Source organism: Gemmatimonadota bacterium (assembly GCA_026705765.1).
Taxonomy (GTDB): Bacteria; Latescibacterota; UBA2968; order UBA2968; family UBA2968; genus VXRD01.
In genome coordinates this window covers 1-19,333 of record JAPPAB010000027.1, presented here as the reverse complement: position 1 = coordinate 19,333, position 19,333 = coordinate 1, and the positions used below count along the sequence as shown (strand labels likewise).

Below are 19,333 nucleotides of genomic sequence, written 5' to 3'. Positions count from 1 at the left end.
TGTTTGTATCTCATTTCTTGCGTCTTGCGTCTCTCTTTTGTAATATCTTCACTGACCGGATGCATAATACCAGAATACAGGTTATTTATTTTGGAGGACTACGATGGGGAAGCAGCAAATAGCAGCAACAATGCTCAATAAAGACAATTTGATCGTTATTTGTGGGGCGGGCGGTTTTATTGCGGGTGCACTGACGCGATATTTTCACGATCAGGGGTTTGTGCGGCTTCGCGCTGTTGATAAGAAGCCTTTGCCCGAATGGTATCAGCGCGTGCCGGGTGTGGAGAATCTGTGTTTGGATTTGAGCGATGAAGATAATTGCAAACGCGCCGTTGAGGGGGCTGCTGAAGTGTATAATCTCGCGGCGGATATGGGGGGGATGGGATTTATCGAGCGTTTCAGGATCGACTGTTTGCGGAGTATTCTGATCAATACCCATCTGATTGAAGCGGCTTATTGGGCAGGTGTTGAGCGGTATTTCTTTTCTTCTTCTGCCTGCGCATATAATACTGAGTTGCAGGAGGATCCCAATGTGCGCGCTCTGAAAGAGTCAGATGCATATCCGGCTATGGCAGAGCGCGGATACGGTTGGGAGAAGTTGGTTTCGGAGATGTTTTGCGAGGAATATTGGGCAGAGCGCGGCATGAAGACGGCGATTGCGCGGTTTCACAATGTGTATGGTCCTTATGGGACGTGGGATGGTGGGCGAGAGAAGGCACCTGCAGCGCTTTGCCGCAAAGCGATTGAGGCCAAAGATACTGGCAAGCTCGAGATTGATATTTGGGGCGATGGCAATCAGACGCGCAGTTTTATGTATGTTGACGATTGTATTAAAGGCGTCGATATGATTATGCACAGTGAAGATCTGGTTGCAACGCCTATTAATCTGGGTTCGAGTGAGCTGGTTTCTATCAATGAACTGGTGAGTGTTATTGAGGAAATTGGCGATGTTAAACTCAATCGCACGTATGATTTGTCTGCGCCTCAGGGCGTTGCTGGGCGCAATAGTGACAATGCGATGATTAAAGAAATGCTCGACTGGGAGCCTGATACCTCGTTGCGCGATGGGATGACTAAGACTTATGCCTGGATTGCACAACAATATGCGGATCGCAAGGCGGGTAAGCGGACGGTGAGTTAAGCAGGGTATTTATTATATGAGCAGAGATATTACGAGCGTTATTGGCAATATTCCCTTTCGCATGGCTTTTGCCGGTGGGTGGATTGATCAGCCGTTTTTGTCTCAGTACAATCCATCGCCTCCCGGGTCTATGGTTGTGGTTTCGCTCGAGCCGACCAGCCGTTTTATGAATCGCTGCGGTATGGCGACGAGTACGCGAGATGTTGCGATGAGGCTCTGGGGGTCTGCGTTTCCCGATCGCGCGCCAGCCGATCTGGTGAAGGAGTTGTACACGGTGGAAAATGAAGGCAAGGCCGAGCCATCGGGGTCGCAGGATATGATTGGGTTGCTTTATCCGGGCGTGAGCAGGCTCGATTACGATTGCGAATATGAAGGAGGATATTTTCCGGTTCATATCGAGTCCAATAATGATCCCGATGTCGCGCGTTGGCTTGAGGATGTGATCTACATGGTTCCGGTTGCGCCGCGGCCCGATGGGTATGAGCCGTTGGGTGAGAAGAATTTGGATCCGATATGGATTGAGAGATTGAGTCAGTCGGGCAAGGATTGTTATGATGCGATTATTGCCAGAGATGCGCGGGGATTGGGCGCATCGTTGAATGAGTGTATGGTCTGTTGGGAGACTCTTTTGCCACATACGGTACGTCATCCGACTATTCGGATTGATTTGATGGGTATTCTGGAATATTATCAGTCGAGATATGTCGGGGCGATGTATTCGGGTTGTGGCGGTGGATATATTTACGTTGTGTCTGAAGAACCCGTGCCGGGCGCTCTTCGCGTGGATGTCCGATATGACAGAGGGTAGTGATATGGAGACGGTTGTTGTTTCAGGTAGTTTTGACGATATGAGGGCGCGCGATATCCGTTTTTTACAAGAGGCTTCCCGATACGGATGTCTTCACGCGCTGGTATGGGGGGATGATGTCGTCAAAGGGCAAACCAAATTTCCGGAAGAAGAACGTCTGTATATGATGGATGCGATTCGCTATGTGGATCGCGCGACGCTTGTGGCGGAGTTGGTGGATAAAGACGGTCTTCCCGATGCGGTCCAGGCCGATATCTGGGTGGTGGATGAACGAGACGATACGCCGCAGAGACGACATTTTTGCGATGTGCATAATATTGCATATCGCGTTTTGACTGCGAATGATATTAGGGGTTTTCCGATAGAAGAGGTAGCAGATGGGGATGCGAATAATAAAAAAGTGATTGTTACGGGGTGTTTTGACTGGTTTCACTCCGGGCATGTCCGATTTTTTGAAGAGGTGTCGGAGTTGGGCGATTTGTACGTTGTTGTGGGGCACGATGCAAATGTCCGTTTGCTCAAGGGGGAACATCATCCGATGTTCGGTGAAGACGAACGCCGGTATGTGGTGCAATCCGTCCGTTTTGTCAAACAGGGGCTTATTTCCTCGGGCGATGGATGGATGGATGCCGCGCCTGAGATCGCGGTTATTAAACCGGATATTTACGCGGTGAATGAAGATGGCGATAAGCTGGAGAAGAGCGTTTTTTGCGAGGAACACGGTCTGGAATACGTCGTCCTAAAACGCGCGCCCAAGGAGGGATTGCCGCGTAGAGAGAGTACGGTTTTGCGGGGGTTTTGATTCTTTATGATGAAACCTCATCGCGGAGCGTTTTGTCTTTGTATGTAGTAAATTAAGACCTCTATAGCTCTAAATAACAGGATTGTGCGATGTCAAATATTCTTCTCGGTAAACCCGATGTCGAATCCCATCTCAAGAAGCTTGGCTTCGACAGGGTGCTCGCTTATAAGCTCTGGTGTTACCGCAATGGGTTGGATACCGGTCTGGATAAAACCGCTGCTCAGCGTCAGGTGGAGATTGATCTTTTGCAACGCGAGGTTGAGCAGCGCGACCCCGATGTTAGCCCGAGGCACAATGCCCACCGCGCCAAATTTATCGCCCGTATCTTTAAAGGCGAGCTTCAGGATGAGACTGTCTCCGATTTGCTCTTTCGCATTCGCGCGATTTACAATAATCTCGACGGTGATCCCGACGCGCAACAAGCTCTGGGTCGCCTGGTTCTGCATGTTGAAAAATACGGCGATTTGATGCGGCCCGCACGCGCCTGCAAGCGTTTTGGTCATACGGTTGTCAATACCTATATCGCCGCTCTTGAACAACTCGCGCGCAATCACGCGGATTGGATTCGTCCCGTTGAGGATTGGCGACCTAATAGCTATAAACCAGCGCACCAATTCTACAGCCTTGCGCGCCATCTTTTGGCACAATACGATGTGCCCGCATTTTTTGATACGGCATTTTTACAGGGCAATACACCAAAGGCGCGACAGGAACAAGCGTGGTTCATTCACGTTGGCATGGGGCAAAATATCCGCACAGCCGGTGTGCCTATGCGGATTACAAAGCGGATGGCGCATTTGCTTTTGCAAGAAAAACGCAGTTATCACACTGTTGTTCAGTGCCTTCGCAAGGTTCAGTACATAGCTTATGGTGGCAACCCGAAAAGTGCCTGGGAAATTGCCCATGGGCCTCTGGGGGAAGGATTCGAGAACGAAGTTTTTTGGGAGACTGTTGTCCATTTTCTCGCCAATCAGGCTTTTCTCGAGCGCAGCTATATTAATCCGATCATAGACTATATCCGCAATCAAAAATTCACGCCTCAGCGCATTCCGCAACCCGATGGTACAGAGATCGAAGGTCCGCCGCTACATCCCAATTTTTGCATGAAGGGCCGCAGTATTAACAAGCTTCTCCGCCAGGTCGATGTGTGGCATCAAGAACTTACGGGTTTGGAAGATGTCGAGTTGGAAATCTGGGCGTCCTCTGGATTCAGGGAGTTTGAACATGTGACGCTGGATCCCAGGCTCAAACGCAATATTCAGTGGACGGTTCACGAACTCATTACTTCGCAACAACTCTACGCCGAAGGGCGCATTATGCATCACTGCGCGGGGTCTTATGCCAAACGCTGTGCGGCGGGTGAGAGATCTCTCTGGTCTTTGCGCGCGCTCGATCTCGACGCTGCCGAAGAGAATCAGATGCAGGAGCATGTGCTTACCATTGAGGTCGATAATAAGAAAAAATCCGTCGTTCAAAACGCCGGCAAATTCAATCTCAAACCCTTTGGCAAAAAACATCTCGCCAAACAACGCCAAACGGGGAATGTCTATCTCCATCTCCTCCGCGAGGCGCCGACGATTATGCGCCTGTGGATGAATCGCGAAGGGTTGTCCCATGGATAATACTGCGATAACCGGTCACGCGTTTCCCTTTATCGAAGTTTCTGGTACGGCGTACGATATGGGTTATCAACACGGCAAACAGGCCGCAGATCTCGTTCACAAATATCTCGTGTGGATTGAAAAGCTCACGGGTAAATTTCGCGATGAACTCTGCCAGAACGCGCGTGCTTTTCATCCCTTGATTGAAAAGCTGAGTCCGCTGCTTATGGAAGAGATTCGCGGGCTGGCCGATGGTGCGGGTATTTCTTTTGACGAGGCGCTTTTGTGTCAGGCGCGGGGTGAGGCCGCCAGTGTTCCGCCCGAGGGGTGTACGGCGTTCGCGCTTACGGGTTCTGCGACTGCTGATGGGTATCCCCTGGCCGGTCAAAATCAGGATCTCGCGGTCGAATACGCCGATGTCGCCATTCTCCTGCACGTTTGTCCTTCTGATGGTCGTCCCCGGGCATTGCTTTTCACTTTTGCCGGACAATTGGGTTATTCGGGTATGAATCAGTACGGTCTGGCTCATTTTGCCAATGCGCTTTACGATTGTCCCTGGCAGATGGGGCTGCCTCACTATCCGCTCAAACGCATTATGCTGGAGCAGAGGGACCTGGATACCTGTCTTCGGATTCTCAGACAGCATCCCACCTGTTCGGCTGGCAATATGGTTTTTTGTTTTGGCGATGGGCAGATTGCCGATCTGGAAATCCGTCCCGAAGGTGTGATGCAATTTGCCGATACACATCCCGATGCGATTGTTCATGCCAATCACTATCTCACCCCCGAATTTGCACCCTGCGAAACCAATAGTCTCGCGGATTCTTGCCCTCGGCGCGATAGGATGCGCGATCTGGTTAAAGAACACTGGGGCGATATCACGGTGGATACGATGAAGGCCATTCTCTCGGATCACGATGGCGATCCGGCAGCGATATGTCGCCACGGTGCTGTTGATATGTTTTCTATTTCGGGTTATATCGCCGAACCCGCAAAGGGGTTGCTCCACGTTCGGCGAGGATTGGGTTGTACGGGAACGTGGACGGCTTATGAGATTTAGTGTTTTTCAGGGAGTCCAGGTTTTGGCGCGTTCGGCGTAGTCGCGGGCCTGGGCGGGGATATCTACGCCGACTTCTTCGGACCAGGCTGCGAGAAGCTGTTGATAGATGGGGCCGGGTTTGCCGGTGCCGACGGGTTGGAAGTTGAAGCGGGTGATGGGTACCATGCAGATGGTGGTTGATGTGTACCAGGCTTCGTCGGCTTCTCGCACGTCGTAGGGTTCGATGTCAGTTTCATAGACGGGGATGTTCAGTCTTGCGGCGAGGTCCATGCAGACCTGACGAGAGACGCCGCGCAGGATGTCGTGTGGTTTGGGTGTGTGGATTTCGCCATTGCGGGCGATGAAGAAATTGGTGCCAGTGCCTTCTGTGATAAAGCCGCGTTCGTCGGTGAGGAGGGCGTTGGCACCTTTTTCCATGCGTTGAGCCTGGAGGTTGGCAATCTGGTAGTAGATGCGGCTGCGATTTTTGGCTTTGGGGTCGATGTACCGGGCGGGTACGGATTGTTGAGGCGTGATGACAAAGTGAGCGCCCTGTTCGTAATAGTGGGCACTGCCCCCAATGTGGCGCACGAGCGGGATGACGTTGATGGTGACGATGGGACTGGCACCTTCTGTGACGAGGGTGTCGTAAAAACCCAGGGCACCCCGGGTGACGTTGTGCATGATCTGAAAGTCCAGATTTTCCAGGGCGGGCAGATTTTTTTTTATGGTTTTGTGCGTGGCGTCTTCCATCTGGTCAATGCTGAGGCCGCAGTCGATTTCGGCGTATTTCATAGAGGCGTACAGGCGTTTTAGATGGTTGCGAAGGCAGTAGGGTTTTTGCTTGAAGGAGCGGGTCATTTCAAATACCATGTCTCCAAACATCAGGGCGGAGTCGAAGATGGAGATACGGGCTTCGCGTTCGGGAACGAAGTTTCCGTTGAAATAGACGAGGCGCTGGGACATGGGGAGGCCTTTCGTGAGAGTCGAAGATTGGGCAATGGGTTGTTATATATACGACAATTTTTTTGAAATTCAAGTGGGGATGGCGATGGAGGTCACGGAGGTCGAGCTATAAACCGAAAGAGAGGATTGAGACAATGGCGGAACGATATAAAGCGGTGTTAATCGGATGCGGCAGGATGGGGGCGACGATTGACGATGAGGTGCAGGATCGTCCCGACCGTCATCTGTGGCTCCCGTATTCACATGCAGCAGCGGCTGTGGCGTGTGAGCGGACGGATCTCGTAGCGGTTTCGGATGTGGTAGCAGAGAAGGCAGAGGCGATTCGCCAGCGGTACGAGGTTGCGGTTTGTTATACGGATTATCGGGAGATGATTGAGAAAGAGAAGCCGGATATTGTGTGTATCGCGACCCGTCCAGCGACCCATTCAGAGATAACGGTTTTTGCGGCCGCACACGGGGTAAAGGGAATTTATTGCGAGAAGCCGTTGTGCTGTTCGATGGCAGAGGCAGACGCGATGGTGGCAGCGGTTGAGAAGTACGGTGTAAAGTTCAATTACGGTACGCAGCGGCGATATATTCCGGTTTATCGGAAGATGCGAGAAATGGCGGATGCCGGGGAATTGGGTACGGTGCAGGCTGTCATTGTGCAGGATGGGGTGACAGCGGCGTTGTGGGGGTTAACCCATGGGGCGGATATGATGTTATTATTAGCCGGAGATGCCGAGATTGAGTACGTGCAGGGAACCATTGTGTGTGAGGATGAGGATTGGGAGGGCAACCGCCTGAATGTGGATCCGGGCATAGCCAGTGGGTACGTTCGGTTTGCCAATGGGGTTCACGGATATACAACGGCGGGTAGCGGCTCAGAGTTTGAGATTTGTGGCTCGGAGGGAAAGTTGAGAACGTTTAATAATGCGCTTGCCTATCAGTTTCGAAAGGCAAGCGATGTGCGGTATGTGCTGGAGGAGCAGGCATTTCCAGAGGTTCCGTGCGAGAGCGGTACAGTGAATGGGATTCGGGATATCGCGGAGGCGCTGGATACAGGGCGAGAGACAAAGGGGCCGGTTCATCTGGCGCGACGGAGCCAGGAGATGGTGATGGGGTTTATTGAGTCGCATCGGTTGGGGGGTGTGCGGGTAAGTTTGCCGATGGAGAACCGAGAACTGTACGTGGGGCGGGAGGGTTGGTGAGTGCGCGTCATTGATTAAGGAGGATGGTGATGAAGATTACAGAGATCGAGGTGATTCCGCTTCGGGTCCCGTATGAGGCGCGTATCCGGAAGGCGTATTATCATTTTGCGATGCGGGAAGAGGTGACGGTGTATAAGTTTCATACGGATACAGGGCTGGTGGGGTTGGCAGAGAATGTGGGGTCGCCGTTTGGTCAGGGGATGCTGGCGACTTATATCGGGACGGATCCATTTGACCATGTGATGGGACAGGGGCGGTTTAATCTGGATATGGCGTGCTACGATTTGATGGGCAAGCATCTGGGGCTGCCAGCGTGGAAGTTGATGGGGCAGCAGGCGCGTCAGTGGGTGTCTATGGGGTGGTGGATGCCGTGTATGTCGGTGGAGGATACCGCGGCGGAGGTACAGGTGGCGGCGGAGCGTGGATACCGGGGGTTGAAGTGCAAGGCGCGGGCGTTTTACGATGTGGTGGCATGCGCGCAGGCGATTCAGGATGTCGCGCCGGTGGATTTTCGGGTGGAGTTCGATTTTAACGGGGCGCTGATTTGCGTGGAGAAAGCGTTGCCAGTGCTGCGGGAGTTGGAGAAGATTCCGGTGGTGAAGGGGGTGGAGGAGCCAATTTTTGCGTATGATATTGAAGGGTGGCGCAGGCTGCATGAGGCGATTCGAATACCGTTCTATCTGCACGGGGTGCGGGTGCTGTGTGAAGCGGCGTCGCGGCAACCGTCGGGACCGTGGATAGGTCTTCGAGCGGGCGATTTTGATGGGGCGCTTTGCAGCCACGAGTGTGTGCGGGATGCACTGGCAGCGGCCTGGACTTTTGCAGCGGCGAATACGCCGATTTTGTTGCAGTATGTGGGGACGGGGATTACGACGGCGTTTGCGCTTCAGTTGGGCGCGGTGATGCCGACAGCGACGCTGCCAGGGGTGACGGCGAGCCATTCTTATGAGGACGATTTGATTGTGGATGCACATTCGGTGCAGCGCGGGTTTATGAAGGTTCCAGAGGGCCCTGGTCTGGGTGTGGCACTGGATGAGGATGCCGTGGCGAAGTACCGGGATACACCTGCTGTGGAATGGCCCCGGCATGTTTCGGTGGTGACGTTGCCGGGCGATGTCAAACATTTTTATAGAAATTTGCAGCAGGCAGAGCGGCTGATGAAACAGGGGGTGGATGAGTCGTTTGCGCCGGGTGTGCGCCTGGATGAGTGGGAGGACGATGGGAGTGAGGAATTTGACAGGTTGTGGACCCAGCTACAGGTGCAGGATGCACCGGTTTGGGATGGGTGAAGATGAGATGGGTTCTAATAGTATTTTTGCTGTGGCCCTTGTGTGGGCAGGCTGAGGAGAGAATATTGATGCAGATTGAGACGACGATTGATTTTGGCAAAGATGTGGGGCAGAACTGGGGTACGCTGTTTGAGGCGCGAGATGCAGAGGGTCGCGTGGTTTTGGGCGCGGGGTTTACAGGTGTTTATAATACGGCGTTTTGCATGGATCGCTATACGTTGCAGTTTTTTGTGCGGGATGATGAAGCGGAGATGAATTTTGAGACGTTGCCGCCTTCGACTGAGGATGGGGGGAGTTATTTGTTCGATCTGGATGGCAGGGTGTACGCGTGTAGCTACCATCAGGACCGGACTGCGAGAGCGTGGGACGATGTAGCAGGTGCCTGGCGGGTGGATGAGAGTTTTGGCGTGGGTGAGACGGTGAGTGGGGAGGGCAAGATGCGGGTTGGGGGGAAGGTGCTTCAGTTTAAGGGGGGTGAGGCGTGGTATGATGGGGAGCGGGTTCTCTCCAAACCGGTGTCGGGATATTATCATCATTTTTATTATGGGCTGGGGTATTTGACGTTTTTCTATAAGAATGAGGAGGTGGGACAGCCTTACACGAGATTGTACGCGGTGCCCTATGTGCCGGGAGATGGAGCGGTTGATCTGGAGAAGGCAGTGGTGCTCGATCTGAAGTACGATCGGGAGACGCCGTTTGCCATTGGGCAGCTTGGGAATGAGATTGTAAATTCGTCCAATATGGGCGGGATATATGCGTTTGACGGGTCGAGGTGGAAGGTGTTGCGCGCATCGTTGGAGGGGGTGAGTTTTCAGCTTTATTCGATGCTGAACTGGTATGATAAGCTGTTGATGTCGCAGTATCCCACGGGTAATTTGTTTATTTACGATGGGGAAGAGGTTCGCCATCTGAAGGATTGGCCGCCTGTGATGCCGGGTGTGTCGGATAGGGTGCGAGAGGCGCAGACAACGGGGTTTTACGGCGGGGATCTCTATGTGGGGGTTTGGCCGTGGTCCGAGTTGTGGCGGTACGATGCTCACGAGGATCACTGGCAGTTTGTGAAGCGGATGTTCCGGCGTCCGCCAATTACGGATGAGATGAATCACCCGTGGGAAGATCGGGTTGTGGCGTATAATGAAGGTCACGACGGCGATATCGTGATCAATGAGTGGGGGCAGCGCGTTACGGGGTTGGCTTCGATGGGGGACGCGCTCTATCTTTCCGTGAGTGCCAAGGGGTGTCCCGAGCGAGATATGCGGCTTGAATTTTTGCACGATGACGAGGTGTGGGATGAGTACCGCGTGGTGCATCGGTTGAAAAAGCCGGGTCATGTTTCTGTGCCGGTTGTGTGGCGCGAAGAGCCGACGACGCTGTTGTTTACGGTTGGCGAGGCGGAGATCAGTATCAGGCAGGATGGGAAACTTCTGGGGACGGCACCCGTTCGACGGGAACAGGTGGAGCGAGTGGTGGATGCCGAGATTCAGTGGGAATACGGGATGTATGGACCGCTGCGAGCGGGGTTGCTGTCAAAGAGGGTGGAACGGTAGTTCGTGCGAGGATGGTCGGGTCCTGGGGGCTGTTTTGCACATATATTCTAATTTTGGAGGGACTCATGGCTGTTACACGGGAGGATTTGCAGGCTGCTATTGATCGGTTTCCGCGTACGGAATTGGCGGATTTGCCGACGCGGTTGGACGATTGTCCGCGATTTTCAGAGGCGCTGGGTGGGAAGGTGCGAGTGATGGTGAAGCGGGATGATTTAACGGGGCTGGCTTTTGGGGGGAATAAGACGCGAAAGTTTGATCTGGCGCTGGGAGATGCGGTGGCGCAAGGGGCTACGGCGTTAATAACGGGCGCGGCGTCACAGTCGAATCACGCGCGGCAGGCGGCGGCAGCGGCTGCCAGGCTGGGGATGAAGTGCGTGCTGGTGAATCGGCACGATCACCGCAGTCAGATGGGTATTCAGGGCAATCAGTTGCTGGATAATATTCTGGGGGCGGATGTGCGTCTGGTGGTGGATGGCGTGAATCAGAATGAGGTGAAGGATCGGGTTGTGGAGGAACTGACGGCGCAGGGAGAGAAGCCCTATCTGATCGGGCAGCGTGCGGTGGTGCTGGGTACGGTGGCTTATGTGTGCTGTGTGCTGGAGATTGTGGCACAGCTTGAAGCAATGGATGCACGGGCGGATTTTATCTGTACCGCGTCTGGGCACGGGACACATGCGGGGCTGGCTTTGGGGGTGAAAGCGCTGGGTTTGCCAATTCGGACGCAGGGGTTTTCGCCGAGCAAGGGGGATGAGGCACAGCGGAGGGCGCGGCTGGCGGAGGTGGGCAACGAGGCGGCAGAGCTTTTGGAACTGGATGTTCGATTGCGGGCAGAGGAGTTGGAAAATACGGATGCGTATGTGGGTGAGAATTACGGGATTGTGACGGAGGCAGGATTAAATGCATTGCATTTGCTGGCGCGGACAGAGGGGATTTTGCTCGATCCAGTCTATACGAGTAAGGCGATGTCAGGGGTGATTGACCGCATTCAGACGGGAGAGATTCCGGAGGGATCCACGGTGGTTTACGTACATACGGGTGGGAATCCAGCGCTGTTTGCTTATGCGCCAGAGCTGATTTCACACGGGGATTATCGGCAAAATCTGGTGACGAGTTGAGGCAGGTAGTGCCCGTAAAACGCGGTTTATCATTATTCTCTCAAAAGATAGAAAGGGACAACAACGAGTCGTTGCTGCTTAGTCCCTTTCTGTTTTGTAAAACATTTATCTAACAAGCCCGTAAGACCCAAGCGTTTTTAACCTTGGGCCACCTTTCTAACTACTCCTAAGGAACTTACTGTGTCGCAGTAACTTACAATGCCTATTTTTTACTGAACAAGTCTGGATTCCGGCTTACGCCGGAATAACACATTGAGTTCCTTTCATACATAACCCCATGCGGGGTCGGATGCTGATAAGGCACCCACCAAAACGATGCTGTTGCCGAATTCCGAATTCTGTCCGTACAGAGCTTGTATTCAGACCACAAACAGCCGTTTTTACAACCGCTGACTACCTCTCAACCAATTCGGCAACAGCATCCAAAACGGGTCAAGTCCAAAGTACGTATAGCCATAACGCCAGTGCCGCCGCCCATCGAGGTAAAGCCGGTCATGCCAGCGGTGCCACTGCCAATATCGCCCGATCTTAAGATGCCGAAGGTGCCACCACCTTGGGAAGGGCCACCACCACACCAGTCCAGATAGCTGATACTTGACTTTTACTGTCATTGCTGTACATTGCAGTCTTTATGGCGAATAAATCAAAAATAACAGTGATATCGGGGCTCTTGTCTATACTGGTATCTGTATTGGCATTGGTATCGCTGTTTGTCGATAAATTTGAAGGAATTCTCGCCATCCTGAACCCTGTTTTAGACTTAATCCGTTGGGTTTGGTATTTCTTTTTTTCTAACCATTCTTTTTCTTTAGATGGATGGTTATGGTTAATTATCGGGGCCCTTACATTTGTGGGTTTATTTGTTGTACTGAAGACTGTATATGACAAAAACAGTAGAGATAAATATACAGAAAAAGAAGGGGTAATCTCAGGTCTTAAATTTAGATGGAAAGAGTCTAAAGGTTCAATATATAATCTTCGATGCTTTTGTCCGAGGTGCGACTACGAATTAACAAGAGACAGAAACACATATGTAAAGACATTCGGTTCATGGACATTGCCCTCCTGTCCAGGTTGTAATTTTAGATCAAATGCTCTGGAATACGATGATTTACGCGATCTTGTAGAAAGAGAGATTGAAAGAAAAAAGAGAAATTTAGGATAAACTAAGCACTAATCATTAAAATGTAAAATCGGGGAGCCTCTTAGGAAGTATCAGGCTCCCCAGATTATTGTTTCGGTACTATCCTATATAATCCCCATATTTTGACGCTCATTATAGCCATTGCCGCCCTTGTTTTGAGCATCATAAACACTCGGCATGCAATGTGGCGCGATAAGATCAAATTAGGTATTGCCCCTGGAATAACAGACCCTACAGATAGCTCAAATATCCCGGCACTTGCTGTTAAAGTCACAAATTTAAGTTACATAGCTGTTACCTTAGCCGAGGTGAGTATAGTCGTGGATAGGAAAGAGAGAATCTTTTCCCCTCCAGTGGCTAGGTCTCTACCAATACGCCTAGAACCTCGGTCAAGCCATACCGTTTTGTTTCCGCATTTCGTGACAGAAGAACCGCACCCTCGGCTTGCTGATGCAACTCATCTTTTGGCTAGAACAGATTGTGGGCACACTGTACGATGCAAATTTGATCCGAGTTTTTATCTTTCCTAACTATTGCCTCTCTCCAGTACTTTATAATTCCCTTTTTTTAAAACTGATACTAACGGTTTTCGGGGAAAGAGGTTTGTGGAACTTTACTATGATTGAGGTAATTGACAATTTATATCCAATTGGCTATAATATTTTATGAATTACAACAGATTAAACTTAAAAGAAGCTATATGGATTGGGGATTCTAAGACAAAGCTGAAGGAATTTCCAGAGTCCGTTCAAAAGGATATAGGGGACGCTTTATTTTTTGCACAAGCGGGAAGCATGTCTCCGGCAGCCAAACCCTTCAAGGGCGTTGGCTCAGGGGTTTTTGAGATACGGGCGGATTATAGAACGGACACTTATCGCGCCGTGTATGCGGTGAAAATTGGAGAGAGGGTTTATATACTGCATTGTTTTCAAAAAAAATCAAGGCGTGGAATTAAAACTTCCAAGGGGGATGTCGCCCTTATCAAAAGACGTTTGAGATTGGCACAGGAACTGGAGGCGAATTATGAACAGAAAAATTAAATTTGAAAAGAGCTCGGGCAATGTGTTCAGGGATCTGGACTTGCCAGATGCGGAGGAATTATTTATCAAGGCAACGCTTGGATTTGAAGTGTTTCAGATTATAGAAGAGCGGAAGCTGACGCAGACAGAGGCAGCGAATATTTTAGGCGTGAAACAACCTGAAATATCCCGGCTAAAGAATGGGAATTTTAATCATTACAGCGTTGCGCGATTAATGACATTCCTCAACCGGCTAAATCGCGATATTGAGATCCGCATTATTCCCTCAAAAGATAGAAAGGGACGACAGCGAGTTGTTGCTGTTTAGTCCCTGATTCGACACGGGCGTATCTTTTACTCTAAGCCTAATATCCATTCTAATATCAATAGCATTTATATAAGCCAGGAGGTCTCGAAAGTGGACATTCTGGATTTCTGACATTTCAAAGGCTAAAACTTGGTCTTCTGTCCATCCGAGAATGTTGGCGATATCTTCTTCTGTGCGCCCGGAATCAATCCGGAGAATCTGCAACTGTCTTAACATCTCAGAGCACCTTTTCCATTGCTCAAATTCGCGAGCAGCATCCTCCCCGACCGCCTCGTTCCATTCTTTTTGGAAAGTTTCATAATCAACCATTGATTGCACTCCCTCTAAGCACTTTTCTTCGATGTTCGCTTATGGTCATAAACCAAAAACCTTTTTTATAAATTGACGCCGTTCTTCTTGATACAGAGAAACACTGTCTTCGTATTTTTCGATGTCCTGGAGAATGTCACGAACAATCACAGCTAAATCGCTCAGTGCGTCTTCCCAGCTGTCATTGCTACCGCCGATAATATTGGGGCAGTCCTCAAAAAAGATTGCCCATGATCCGTCTGCAAATTCTTCAAAAACAGTAACGCACGTCTGACCGGGAAATGGTAAGTCAACTTTGAATATATGAACTGGTTTATCTTCTTTTTGAAACAAAGTAGCAGGTTCTTCATAGTCCATCAAATCATCTTTCTGGATTTCCTCTGGAAATCGAATTCGCCACGAGTGATAAACCAGACGAGCAGCAGTATTTTCCTCTGTTGGCTTCACTGTAATTGAATCCATAACTCCACCTCCTGTGTGCGCCTACGGCGCATGTGGTGAAACCGCGCTTATATATTTCTTCAGTATATAAGCGCGTTATTTTTAAAAACATAGCTAATCGTTTTTGTTTTATCAAGCATTTTTCCAGTTTTATTTTTTTCTGTTTCTCATTGGTAGGCACCATTGATAAGCGTCTTTCCAAATTCTGCGACAAACAAAAGAAAATCGCTAATACTTATTGTGCCGTCAAAATTTAAATCGCCATGTTTCGCCCTGAAAAGAGAGTCTTGTATCGCGGTAAAAATAGGAGCTGTGCGGTTCGGGTCACTCCACACGCCCTTGTTTTGAGCCTTTGCTTCCTCTTGTGCTGATACAAACTCATTTCGTTTTTCGTATTCGTGTTCAACGTCTGCTACGCCATATCCCAGCCTTACCAATTCAAGGTTAAACAAAACGCCGTCCAAATACACATAAACGAGCAACCTGTCGAAAGCGTCTTTTTGCTGGTGGTCAAAAGATAATTTTACTTTTTTTTCGTACAGTCTTTGTCGTGTGTATTCTTTCGCTTCAGGGCCGTAAAAACCAACGGGTTCGAATGGGTGATTTGTCTCTGGCGTATCTACCCCTAACAAGCGCACGGTCACTGTGTATTCTAAATGCGTAACGTCTATTGTATCGCCGTCTTTTACGTCGGTTACTGTAAAATACACGTCGTCGAGGTCAACGCATCCAGAAGGTGCATGGCAATGGTAGGTGTTATTCGATGTGTCAAAGTGACCGCCCTGTGAATCTTGCCCGCCTCCGTGGGCAATCGCTAATGAAAAAGAACAAAATAAACTGCCAAATATCAAAATCTTTTTCATGTTTCTACTCGCCTTTGAAAAATAGCAATTCTAAGCGTTTATTTCGCCTTTTAACCTCAGGCCGCGCGATACGAACACGCGCTCAAATAATTCAAATAGTCCCTGTACAATGAGCGCGAGCAATGCCGCGGGTACGGCGCCTTGTAAAATTAGACCGATATCGTCTAATCGAATCCCAGTTAAAATGGGTTGCCCATATCCCCCGGCGCCAATTAATGCGCCCAGAGTCGCTGTGCCCACATTGATCACGGCCGACGTTTTAATGCCCGCCAGGATTGACCGCGAGGCCATGGGTAGGGTTACCAATCGGAGTTGTGCCCAGTCGGATAAACCCAATGCTGTAGCTGATTCTCGTATCCCCACTGGAATATCGTGCAGTCCCGCGTATGTGTTTCGCACTATGGGCAGTAAACTGTACAAAAATAGCGCGACAATCGCAGGCGCTCCGCCAATACCCAATAACGGAATCATAAACACCAGCAGTGCCAGGGATGGAATGGTCTGGATAATGCCCACCAATCCCAAGATAACTTGTCCACCTCTTGCCCATCGGAATGCCACAATTCCCAGGGGAATTGATACCAGAATCGCCCCGAAAAGAGAAATGCCCACCAGGGCCAAATGATCCCATGTGTGCCGCCAGAATCGAGCGCCAGTAGTTTCCTGTTTTATTTTGACCTGCACATTGAGATTCTGAGCCAAAAAATCAGCCGCTACCTGAGCTTCTGGCTTTTTCTCCAATTTGACCTGTGCATTCATGGCCATCATCTTTTTTTCTGAGATCAGCCCTTCTAATTTTAAAATTTCTCTCACTACTTGAGGTGCTCGATCTATCAAATCTACCCGATAGACAATGACGGCATTGTAAATGGGGAAATGCTGCAGGTCATCCACCAGCGACCGCAACCCGTAATACTGGATCTCGGCATCTGTTGAATACATATCCATTACGTCAATTGTACCGCTCTCCAACCCGCGATAGGCCAGGTCGTGGTCCAATCCACTCACATTCTGATGCGGGAGCACATATCGGTTTCGTAAACTCGGCCACCCATCTCCTCGGTCCATAAACTCATTGCCAAATCCCAACTTCAAGTCTGGATGCTTTTTTAAATCCGAAATCGTCTGGATTCCCAGTGCTTCAGCCCTTGTTTCCACCATGCCCAGTACGTATGTATTGTTGAATCCCAGAGGGCGACTCATCACAAGGCCCATCTCAGCCAATCGGGCGCGAATGTCCGCTTCATCACGCAAATTTTCTCCCGCTAAAATCTCCCGACTCAGGGTACCTGTGTAATCCGGATAGAGATCAATATCGCCCGCAATCAATGCATTCCACAACACCCGCGTTCCTCCCAACTCGCGCCGATGCGTAACCGATGCGTTTACACTGCGCCCGATATGAGATAGTACCTCACCCAAAATGACCGACTCAGTGAACTTCTTTGATCCCACGACAATCTCTTGTGCCTGGGTTGATGCGCAGAACAAAAAGCAAAATAGAATACACAGGGCGGTGAACTTCACTGACGTTGTGGTGTTGGGCGTGCGCGTCATTTCGCTATCTCTCCAGGCGCCATACTTTCCAACGGACTTCTCTGCGCATGAATAAAGTGTGTCACAAATTCATGCGCCGGGTTCTGCATCAAATTTTTCAAACTGCCAATCTGAACGATCTTCCTTTCCCGCATCAACACGATCTGATCTCCGAAAAATCCCGCTTCGCCCATATCGTGTGTCACCATTACTACTGTTTTGCCCAATGTCTGAAAGATCGAACGCAAATCCGATTGCAACTCCGCCCGAATCATCGGATCCAGGGCACCGAGCGGTTCGTCTAACAACAGTACGTCGGGGTCCAGCATCAATGCCCGCATCAATCCCACGCGCTGTTGCTGTCCACCTGACAATTCCCCTGGAAATCGGTCCAATCCATCTGCTGGAAAATGCGTTAAAGTTGCCAATGTCTCGATCCGAGAATCAATCCGATCCTCCGCCCAACCCAGATAATTTGCCATCAACGCTACATTTTTGCGCGCTGTTAAATGCGGAAATAAGCCCCCCTCTTGGATCACATAACCCATCTTCTGCCGCAGCGACAACACATTTGCTGGCGTCAGAACTTGTCCTTCATAGGTCACCGTGCCCTCGTCGGGCCAGATTAGTCCCACCATCAATCGAATTAAGGTTGATTTGCCACATCCACTCGGCCCAATTAACACCGTCGTCTGTTTAGCCTGCACGCTCAGGTCAACTTCTTGCAGCGCCTGCAAATTGCCAAATGTTTTCGAAACACCTGTTACCTCAAACATAACGTCTCCGTTCACACGTGGTTTCTCAACATCAATTCCATGGGATATGGGTTTAAGTAGGTTTGCTCGTGTACCCAGTCTGGTACGCGGTTGCGGTTCAGGTGATGTTTTAATAATGTGATTGGGACGATGAGAGGTAGCAGTCGCTGGCGATAGGATTCAAATACGTCGAGCAGTTCTTTTTTGTCAGCGGTTGTCAGTTCGTTTTTTATAAATCCCATCAGGTGCATCAATACGTTTACGTGTTTGCCCGGTGTGCTCATTACTTTCAGGCCGTCCATCAGCAATTTGCCGTATTGAAGCGCTATATCTTTGCGGGAAGACTGTGCGACCAGTTGGCCCAACTCGCTGTAGTGTTTTGGGCTGTGCGATAGAAGGCTCATTTTGATTCCGGTGTGAAATTTTACCAGACTACCGGGTGCTGGATCATGGGTCAACATTTGTTGCCACCGGTAATAGACAAATACGCGTTCGATAAAATTTTCCCGCAAGGGCAGATCATTCAGCCGACCTTCTTCTTCGATGGGCAATAAGGGGAATCGAGCTGCCAATGCTTTTGCAAATAGCCCGCGCCCATCGCGCGTGGGGATCTGCGTTTTTGTATTAAATATCCGTACGCGAAATAATCCACAACTCGGCGAGTCTTTTTTCAGTATATACCCATGTAAGTTCAGGTCTGTTAGTTCGTTGAGCCGTTTTTCCGCCCATGTCTGCATGCCAGCGGTGTGATCTGTTCCCGATTTTGGTGCAATGAGCCGCGGTGTTTCCGCGTCGCCTTCGAGCCGGATGGTCTCGCGCGGAACGCCCATTCCCATTTCTACTTCTGGACATACTGGTACCCACTCGACGTAATTGCCCAATACGGTTGTCAAAAATGGCATGTGTTTGTGCCCGCCATTATACCGCACTTCTTCGCCGAGCAAACACGCACTTACGCCGAGCCTCAGTTTTGATGTTGCCGCTTGCGTTTCTGCCATGTTACTATTATCTCCAATTGATACGTCAAATGCGTGAAGAAAGCATTTACAGATCTACAAGTCAAATACGAGGAGACCACATGCCCCTTCAATACTTTCAACTCACGGAGCACCTGTTTGTTCACCGCGATTGTATCAATGTTGGTATTTTGTGCGACGGCGAGCGTGCCCTCTTAACTTAAATGCGCGTAAGTTCCAAGTCCTTTAGGCTTGGGTCGCATGGCGAAGCGCATAGAATTTATGGGGCGGCTTTAGCCAGGGGGATAGCCCTCAAGGGGCTATCGGTGGTGGTGGAGCGGTGTACAAGTGCGCCAGCACTTCATCAACAGGTTCATCCGCTATTTCTGCTTGACAAAATCAATACATAAGTGTATATTTTTATTATGGTTAAGTCATTTAAATACAGATTGCGACCCACCAAAAAACAAGAGAAAATCTTGCT

At 50.2% G+C, this 19,333-nt stretch carries 20 protein-coding genes; 12 read left to right on the top strand and 8 right to left on the bottom strand.

Annotated elements, in window-relative coordinates:
- The first annotated feature begins 103 nt into the window (after window positions 1-103).
- The 5 genes from OXH16_03340 (at window position 104) to OXH16_03320 (ending at window position 5,412) form a co-directional block, all read left to right on the top strand.
- Complete coding sequence (locus OXH16_03340; GenBank protein MCY3680403.1) at window positions 104-1,141, top strand: NAD-dependent epimerase/dehydratase family protein; 1,038 nt, start codon at window positions 104-106, stop codon at window positions 1,139-1,141.
- A 16-nt stretch (window positions 1,142-1,157) separates the two neighbouring features.
- A complete protein-coding gene (locus tag OXH16_03335) occupies window positions 1,158-1,949 on the top strand; it encodes a hypothetical protein (protein MCY3680402.1) in 792 nt (263 codons plus the stop codon).
- On the top strand, window positions 1,936-2,751 hold the full coding sequence (locus tag OXH16_03330; GenBank protein MCY3680401.1) for an adenylyltransferase/cytidyltransferase family protein: 816 nt from the start codon (window positions 1,936-1,938) through the stop codon (window positions 2,749-2,751). Before OXH16_03335 ends, OXH16_03330 begins: the two co-directional genes overlap by 14 nt.
- 89 nt (window positions 2,752-2,840) lie before the next feature.
- Window positions 2,841-4,373 carry a PcfJ domain-containing protein gene (locus OXH16_03325; GenBank protein ID MCY3680400.1) on the top strand — a complete coding sequence of 511 codons (1,533 nt, stop codon included), beginning with the start codon at window positions 2,841-2,843 and terminating at the stop codon, window positions 4,371-4,373.
- The gene (locus OXH16_03320) at window positions 4,366-5,412 is read left to right on the top strand and encodes a C45 family autoproteolytic acyltransferase/hydrolase (GenBank protein MCY3680399.1); all 1,047 of its coding nucleotides are present in this window, start codon (window positions 4,366-4,368) and stop codon (window positions 5,410-5,412) included. Before OXH16_03325 ends, OXH16_03320 begins: the two co-directional genes overlap by 8 nt.
- A gap of 6 nt (window positions 5,413-5,418) precedes the next feature.
- Here OXH16_03320 and OXH16_03315 read toward each other — a convergent pair whose 3' ends face one another.
- Window positions 5,419-6,357, bottom strand: coding sequence for an aminotransferase class IV (locus tag OXH16_03315; protein ID MCY3680398.1), 939 nt, complete (start codon window positions 6,355-6,357; stop codon window positions 5,419-5,421).
- A 134-nt stretch (window positions 6,358-6,491) separates the two neighbouring features.
- Here OXH16_03315 and OXH16_03310 point away from each other — a divergent pair, with 134 nt between their 5' ends.
- The 4 genes from OXH16_03310 to OXH16_03295 all read left to right on the top strand — a co-directional run bounded on the left by OXH16_03310 (window position 6,492) and on the right by OXH16_03295 (window position 11,498).
- Window positions 6,492-7,547, top strand: a complete 1,056-nt coding sequence (locus OXH16_03310) for a Gfo/Idh/MocA family oxidoreductase (GenBank protein MCY3680397.1) — start codon at window positions 6,492-6,494, stop codon at window positions 7,545-7,547.
- Window positions 7,548-7,576: 29 nt separating this feature from the next.
- Window positions 7,577-8,836: a mandelate racemase/muconate lactonizing enzyme family protein gene (locus OXH16_03305; GenBank protein ID MCY3680396.1), complete on the top strand. Its 1,260-nt coding sequence runs from the start codon at window positions 7,577-7,579 to the stop codon at window positions 8,834-8,836.
- A gap of 68 nt (window positions 8,837-8,904) precedes the next feature.
- Complete coding sequence (locus OXH16_03300; protein MCY3680395.1) at window positions 8,905-10,383, top strand: hypothetical protein; 1,479 nt, start codon at window positions 8,905-8,907, stop codon at window positions 10,381-10,383.
- Window positions 10,384-10,448: 65 nt separating this feature from the next.
- Window positions 10,449-11,498 carry a D-cysteine desulfhydrase family protein gene (locus OXH16_03295; GenBank protein MCY3680394.1) on the top strand — a complete coding sequence of 350 codons (1,050 nt, stop codon included), beginning with the start codon at window positions 10,449-10,451 and terminating at the stop codon, window positions 11,496-11,498.
- A 380-nt stretch (window positions 11,499-11,878) separates the two neighbouring features.
- On the opposite strand, the gene OXH16_03290 is transcribed toward OXH16_03295, so the two are convergent.
- The gene (locus OXH16_03290) at window positions 11,879-12,109 is read right to left on the bottom strand and encodes a hypothetical protein (GenBank protein MCY3680393.1); all 231 of its coding nucleotides are present in this window, start codon (window positions 12,107-12,109) and stop codon (window positions 11,879-11,881) included.
- Between the two features lie 20 nt (window positions 12,110-12,129).
- Here OXH16_03290 and OXH16_03285 point away from each other — a divergent pair, with 20 nt between their 5' ends.
- The 3 genes from OXH16_03285 (at window position 12,130) to OXH16_03275 (ending at window position 13,989) form a co-directional block, all read left to right on the top strand.
- Window positions 12,130-12,663 (top strand): hypothetical protein, encoded by a 534-nt coding sequence (locus tag OXH16_03285; GenBank protein ID MCY3680392.1) that lies wholly within the window; start codon window positions 12,130-12,132, stop codon window positions 12,661-12,663.
- A gap of 644 nt (window positions 12,664-13,307) precedes the next feature.
- Window positions 13,308-13,682 carry a type II toxin-antitoxin system RelE/ParE family toxin gene (locus OXH16_03280; GenBank protein MCY3680391.1) on the top strand — a complete coding sequence of 125 codons (375 nt, stop codon included), beginning with the start codon at window positions 13,308-13,310 and terminating at the stop codon, window positions 13,680-13,682.
- Window positions 13,666-13,989 (top strand): helix-turn-helix transcriptional regulator, encoded by a 324-nt coding sequence (locus OXH16_03275; GenBank protein MCY3680390.1) that lies wholly within the window; start codon window positions 13,666-13,668, stop codon window positions 13,987-13,989. Before OXH16_03280 ends, OXH16_03275 begins: the two co-directional genes overlap by 17 nt.
- Here OXH16_03275 and OXH16_03270 read toward each other — a convergent pair.
- From OXH16_03270 to OXH16_03245, 6 genes are all read right to left on the bottom strand, one after another.
- Window positions 13,948-14,298: a hypothetical protein gene (locus OXH16_03270; protein ID MCY3680389.1), complete on the bottom strand. Its 351-nt coding sequence runs from the start codon at window positions 14,296-14,298 to the stop codon at window positions 13,948-13,950. The two genes, OXH16_03275 and OXH16_03270, sit on opposite strands and share 42 nt — an antisense overlap.
- A 45-nt stretch (window positions 14,299-14,343) precedes the next feature.
- A complete protein-coding gene (locus OXH16_03265) occupies window positions 14,344-14,760 on the bottom strand; it encodes a hypothetical protein (protein ID MCY3680388.1) in 417 nt (138 codons plus the stop codon).
- A 146-nt stretch (window positions 14,761-14,906) separates the two neighbouring features.
- On the bottom strand, window positions 14,907-15,602 hold the full coding sequence (locus OXH16_03260; GenBank protein ID MCY3680387.1) for a thermonuclease family protein: 696 nt from the start codon (window positions 15,600-15,602) through the stop codon (window positions 14,907-14,909).
- Window positions 15,603-15,632: 30 nt separating this feature from the next.
- Window positions 15,633-17,159 carry an ABC transporter permease subunit gene (locus OXH16_03255; GenBank protein ID MCY3680386.1) on the bottom strand — a complete coding sequence of 509 codons (1,527 nt, stop codon included), beginning with the start codon at window positions 17,157-17,159 and terminating at the stop codon, window positions 15,633-15,635.
- Window positions 17,156-17,914, bottom strand: a complete 759-nt coding sequence (locus OXH16_03250) for an ATP-binding cassette domain-containing protein (protein ID MCY3680385.1) — start codon at window positions 17,912-17,914, stop codon at window positions 17,156-17,158. Before OXH16_03250 ends, OXH16_03255 begins: the two co-directional genes overlap by 4 nt.
- Before the next feature lie 11 nt (window positions 17,915-17,925).
- Window positions 17,926-18,891, bottom strand: coding sequence for a DUF523 and DUF1722 domain-containing protein (locus tag OXH16_03245; protein MCY3680384.1), 966 nt, complete (start codon window positions 18,889-18,891; stop codon window positions 17,926-17,928).
- Window positions 18,892-19,333: the final 442 nt, after the last annotated feature.

What these genes read in the sequence shown, in the direction of transcription:
- OXH16_03340 (MCY3680403.1), top strand. Translation starts at nt 104, where the DNA reads ATGGGGAAGCAGCAAATAGCAGCAACAATGCTCAATAAAGACAATTTG.
- OXH16_03335 (MCY3680402.1), top strand. Translation starts at nt 1,158, where the DNA reads ATGAGCAGAGATATTACGAGCGTTATTGGCAATATTCCCTTTCGCATG.
- OXH16_03330 (MCY3680401.1), top strand. Translation starts at nt 1,936, where the DNA reads ATGACAGAGGGTAGTGATATGGAGACGGTTGTTGTTTCAGGTAGTTTT.
- OXH16_03325 (MCY3680400.1), top strand. Translation starts at nt 2,841, where the DNA reads ATGTCAAATATTCTTCTCGGTAAACCCGATGTCGAATCCCATCTCAAG.
- OXH16_03320 (MCY3680399.1), top strand. Translation starts at nt 4,366, where the DNA reads ATGGATAATACTGCGATAACCGGTCACGCGTTTCCCTTTATCGAAGTT.
- OXH16_03315 (MCY3680398.1), bottom strand. Translation starts at nt 6,357, where the DNA reads ATGTCCCAGCGCCTCGTCTATTTCAACGGAAACTTCGTTCCCGAACGC.
- OXH16_03310 (MCY3680397.1), top strand. Translation starts at nt 6,492, where the DNA reads ATGGCGGAACGATATAAAGCGGTGTTAATCGGATGCGGCAGGATGGGG.
- OXH16_03305 (MCY3680396.1), top strand. Translation starts at nt 7,577, where the DNA reads ATGAAGATTACAGAGATCGAGGTGATTCCGCTTCGGGTCCCGTATGAG.
- OXH16_03300 (MCY3680395.1), top strand. Translation starts at nt 8,905, where the DNA reads ATGCAGATTGAGACGACGATTGATTTTGGCAAAGATGTGGGGCAGAAC.
- OXH16_03295 (MCY3680394.1), top strand. Translation starts at nt 10,449, where the DNA reads ATGGCTGTTACACGGGAGGATTTGCAGGCTGCTATTGATCGGTTTCCG.
- OXH16_03290 (MCY3680393.1), bottom strand. Translation starts at nt 12,109, where the DNA reads ATGACAGTAAAAGTCAAGTATCAGCTATCTGGACTGGTGTGGTGGTGG.
- OXH16_03285 (MCY3680392.1), top strand. Translation starts at nt 12,130, where the DNA reads ATGGCGAATAAATCAAAAATAACAGTGATATCGGGGCTCTTGTCTATA.
- OXH16_03280 (MCY3680391.1), top strand. Translation starts at nt 13,308, where the DNA reads ATGAATTACAACAGATTAAACTTAAAAGAAGCTATATGGATTGGGGAT.
- OXH16_03275 (MCY3680390.1), top strand. Translation starts at nt 13,666, where the DNA reads ATGAACAGAAAAATTAAATTTGAAAAGAGCTCGGGCAATGTGTTCAGG.
- OXH16_03270 (MCY3680389.1), bottom strand. Translation starts at nt 14,298, where the DNA reads ATGGTTGATTATGAAACTTTCCAAAAAGAATGGAACGAGGCGGTCGGG.
- OXH16_03265 (MCY3680388.1), bottom strand. Translation starts at nt 14,760, where the DNA reads ATGGATTCAATTACAGTGAAGCCAACAGAGGAAAATACTGCTGCTCGT.
- OXH16_03260 (MCY3680387.1), bottom strand. Translation starts at nt 15,602, where the DNA reads ATGAAAAAGATTTTGATATTTGGCAGTTTATTTTGTTCTTTTTCATTA.
- OXH16_03255 (MCY3680386.1), bottom strand. Translation starts at nt 17,159, where the DNA reads ATGACGCGCACGCCCAACACCACAACGTCAGTGAAGTTCACCGCCCTG.
- OXH16_03250 (MCY3680385.1), bottom strand. Translation starts at nt 17,914, where the DNA reads ATGTTTGAGGTAACAGGTGTTTCGAAAACATTTGGCAATTTGCAGGCG.
- OXH16_03245 (MCY3680384.1), bottom strand. Translation starts at nt 18,891, where the DNA reads ATGGCAGAAACGCAAGCGGCAACATCAAAACTGAGGCTCGGCGTAAGT.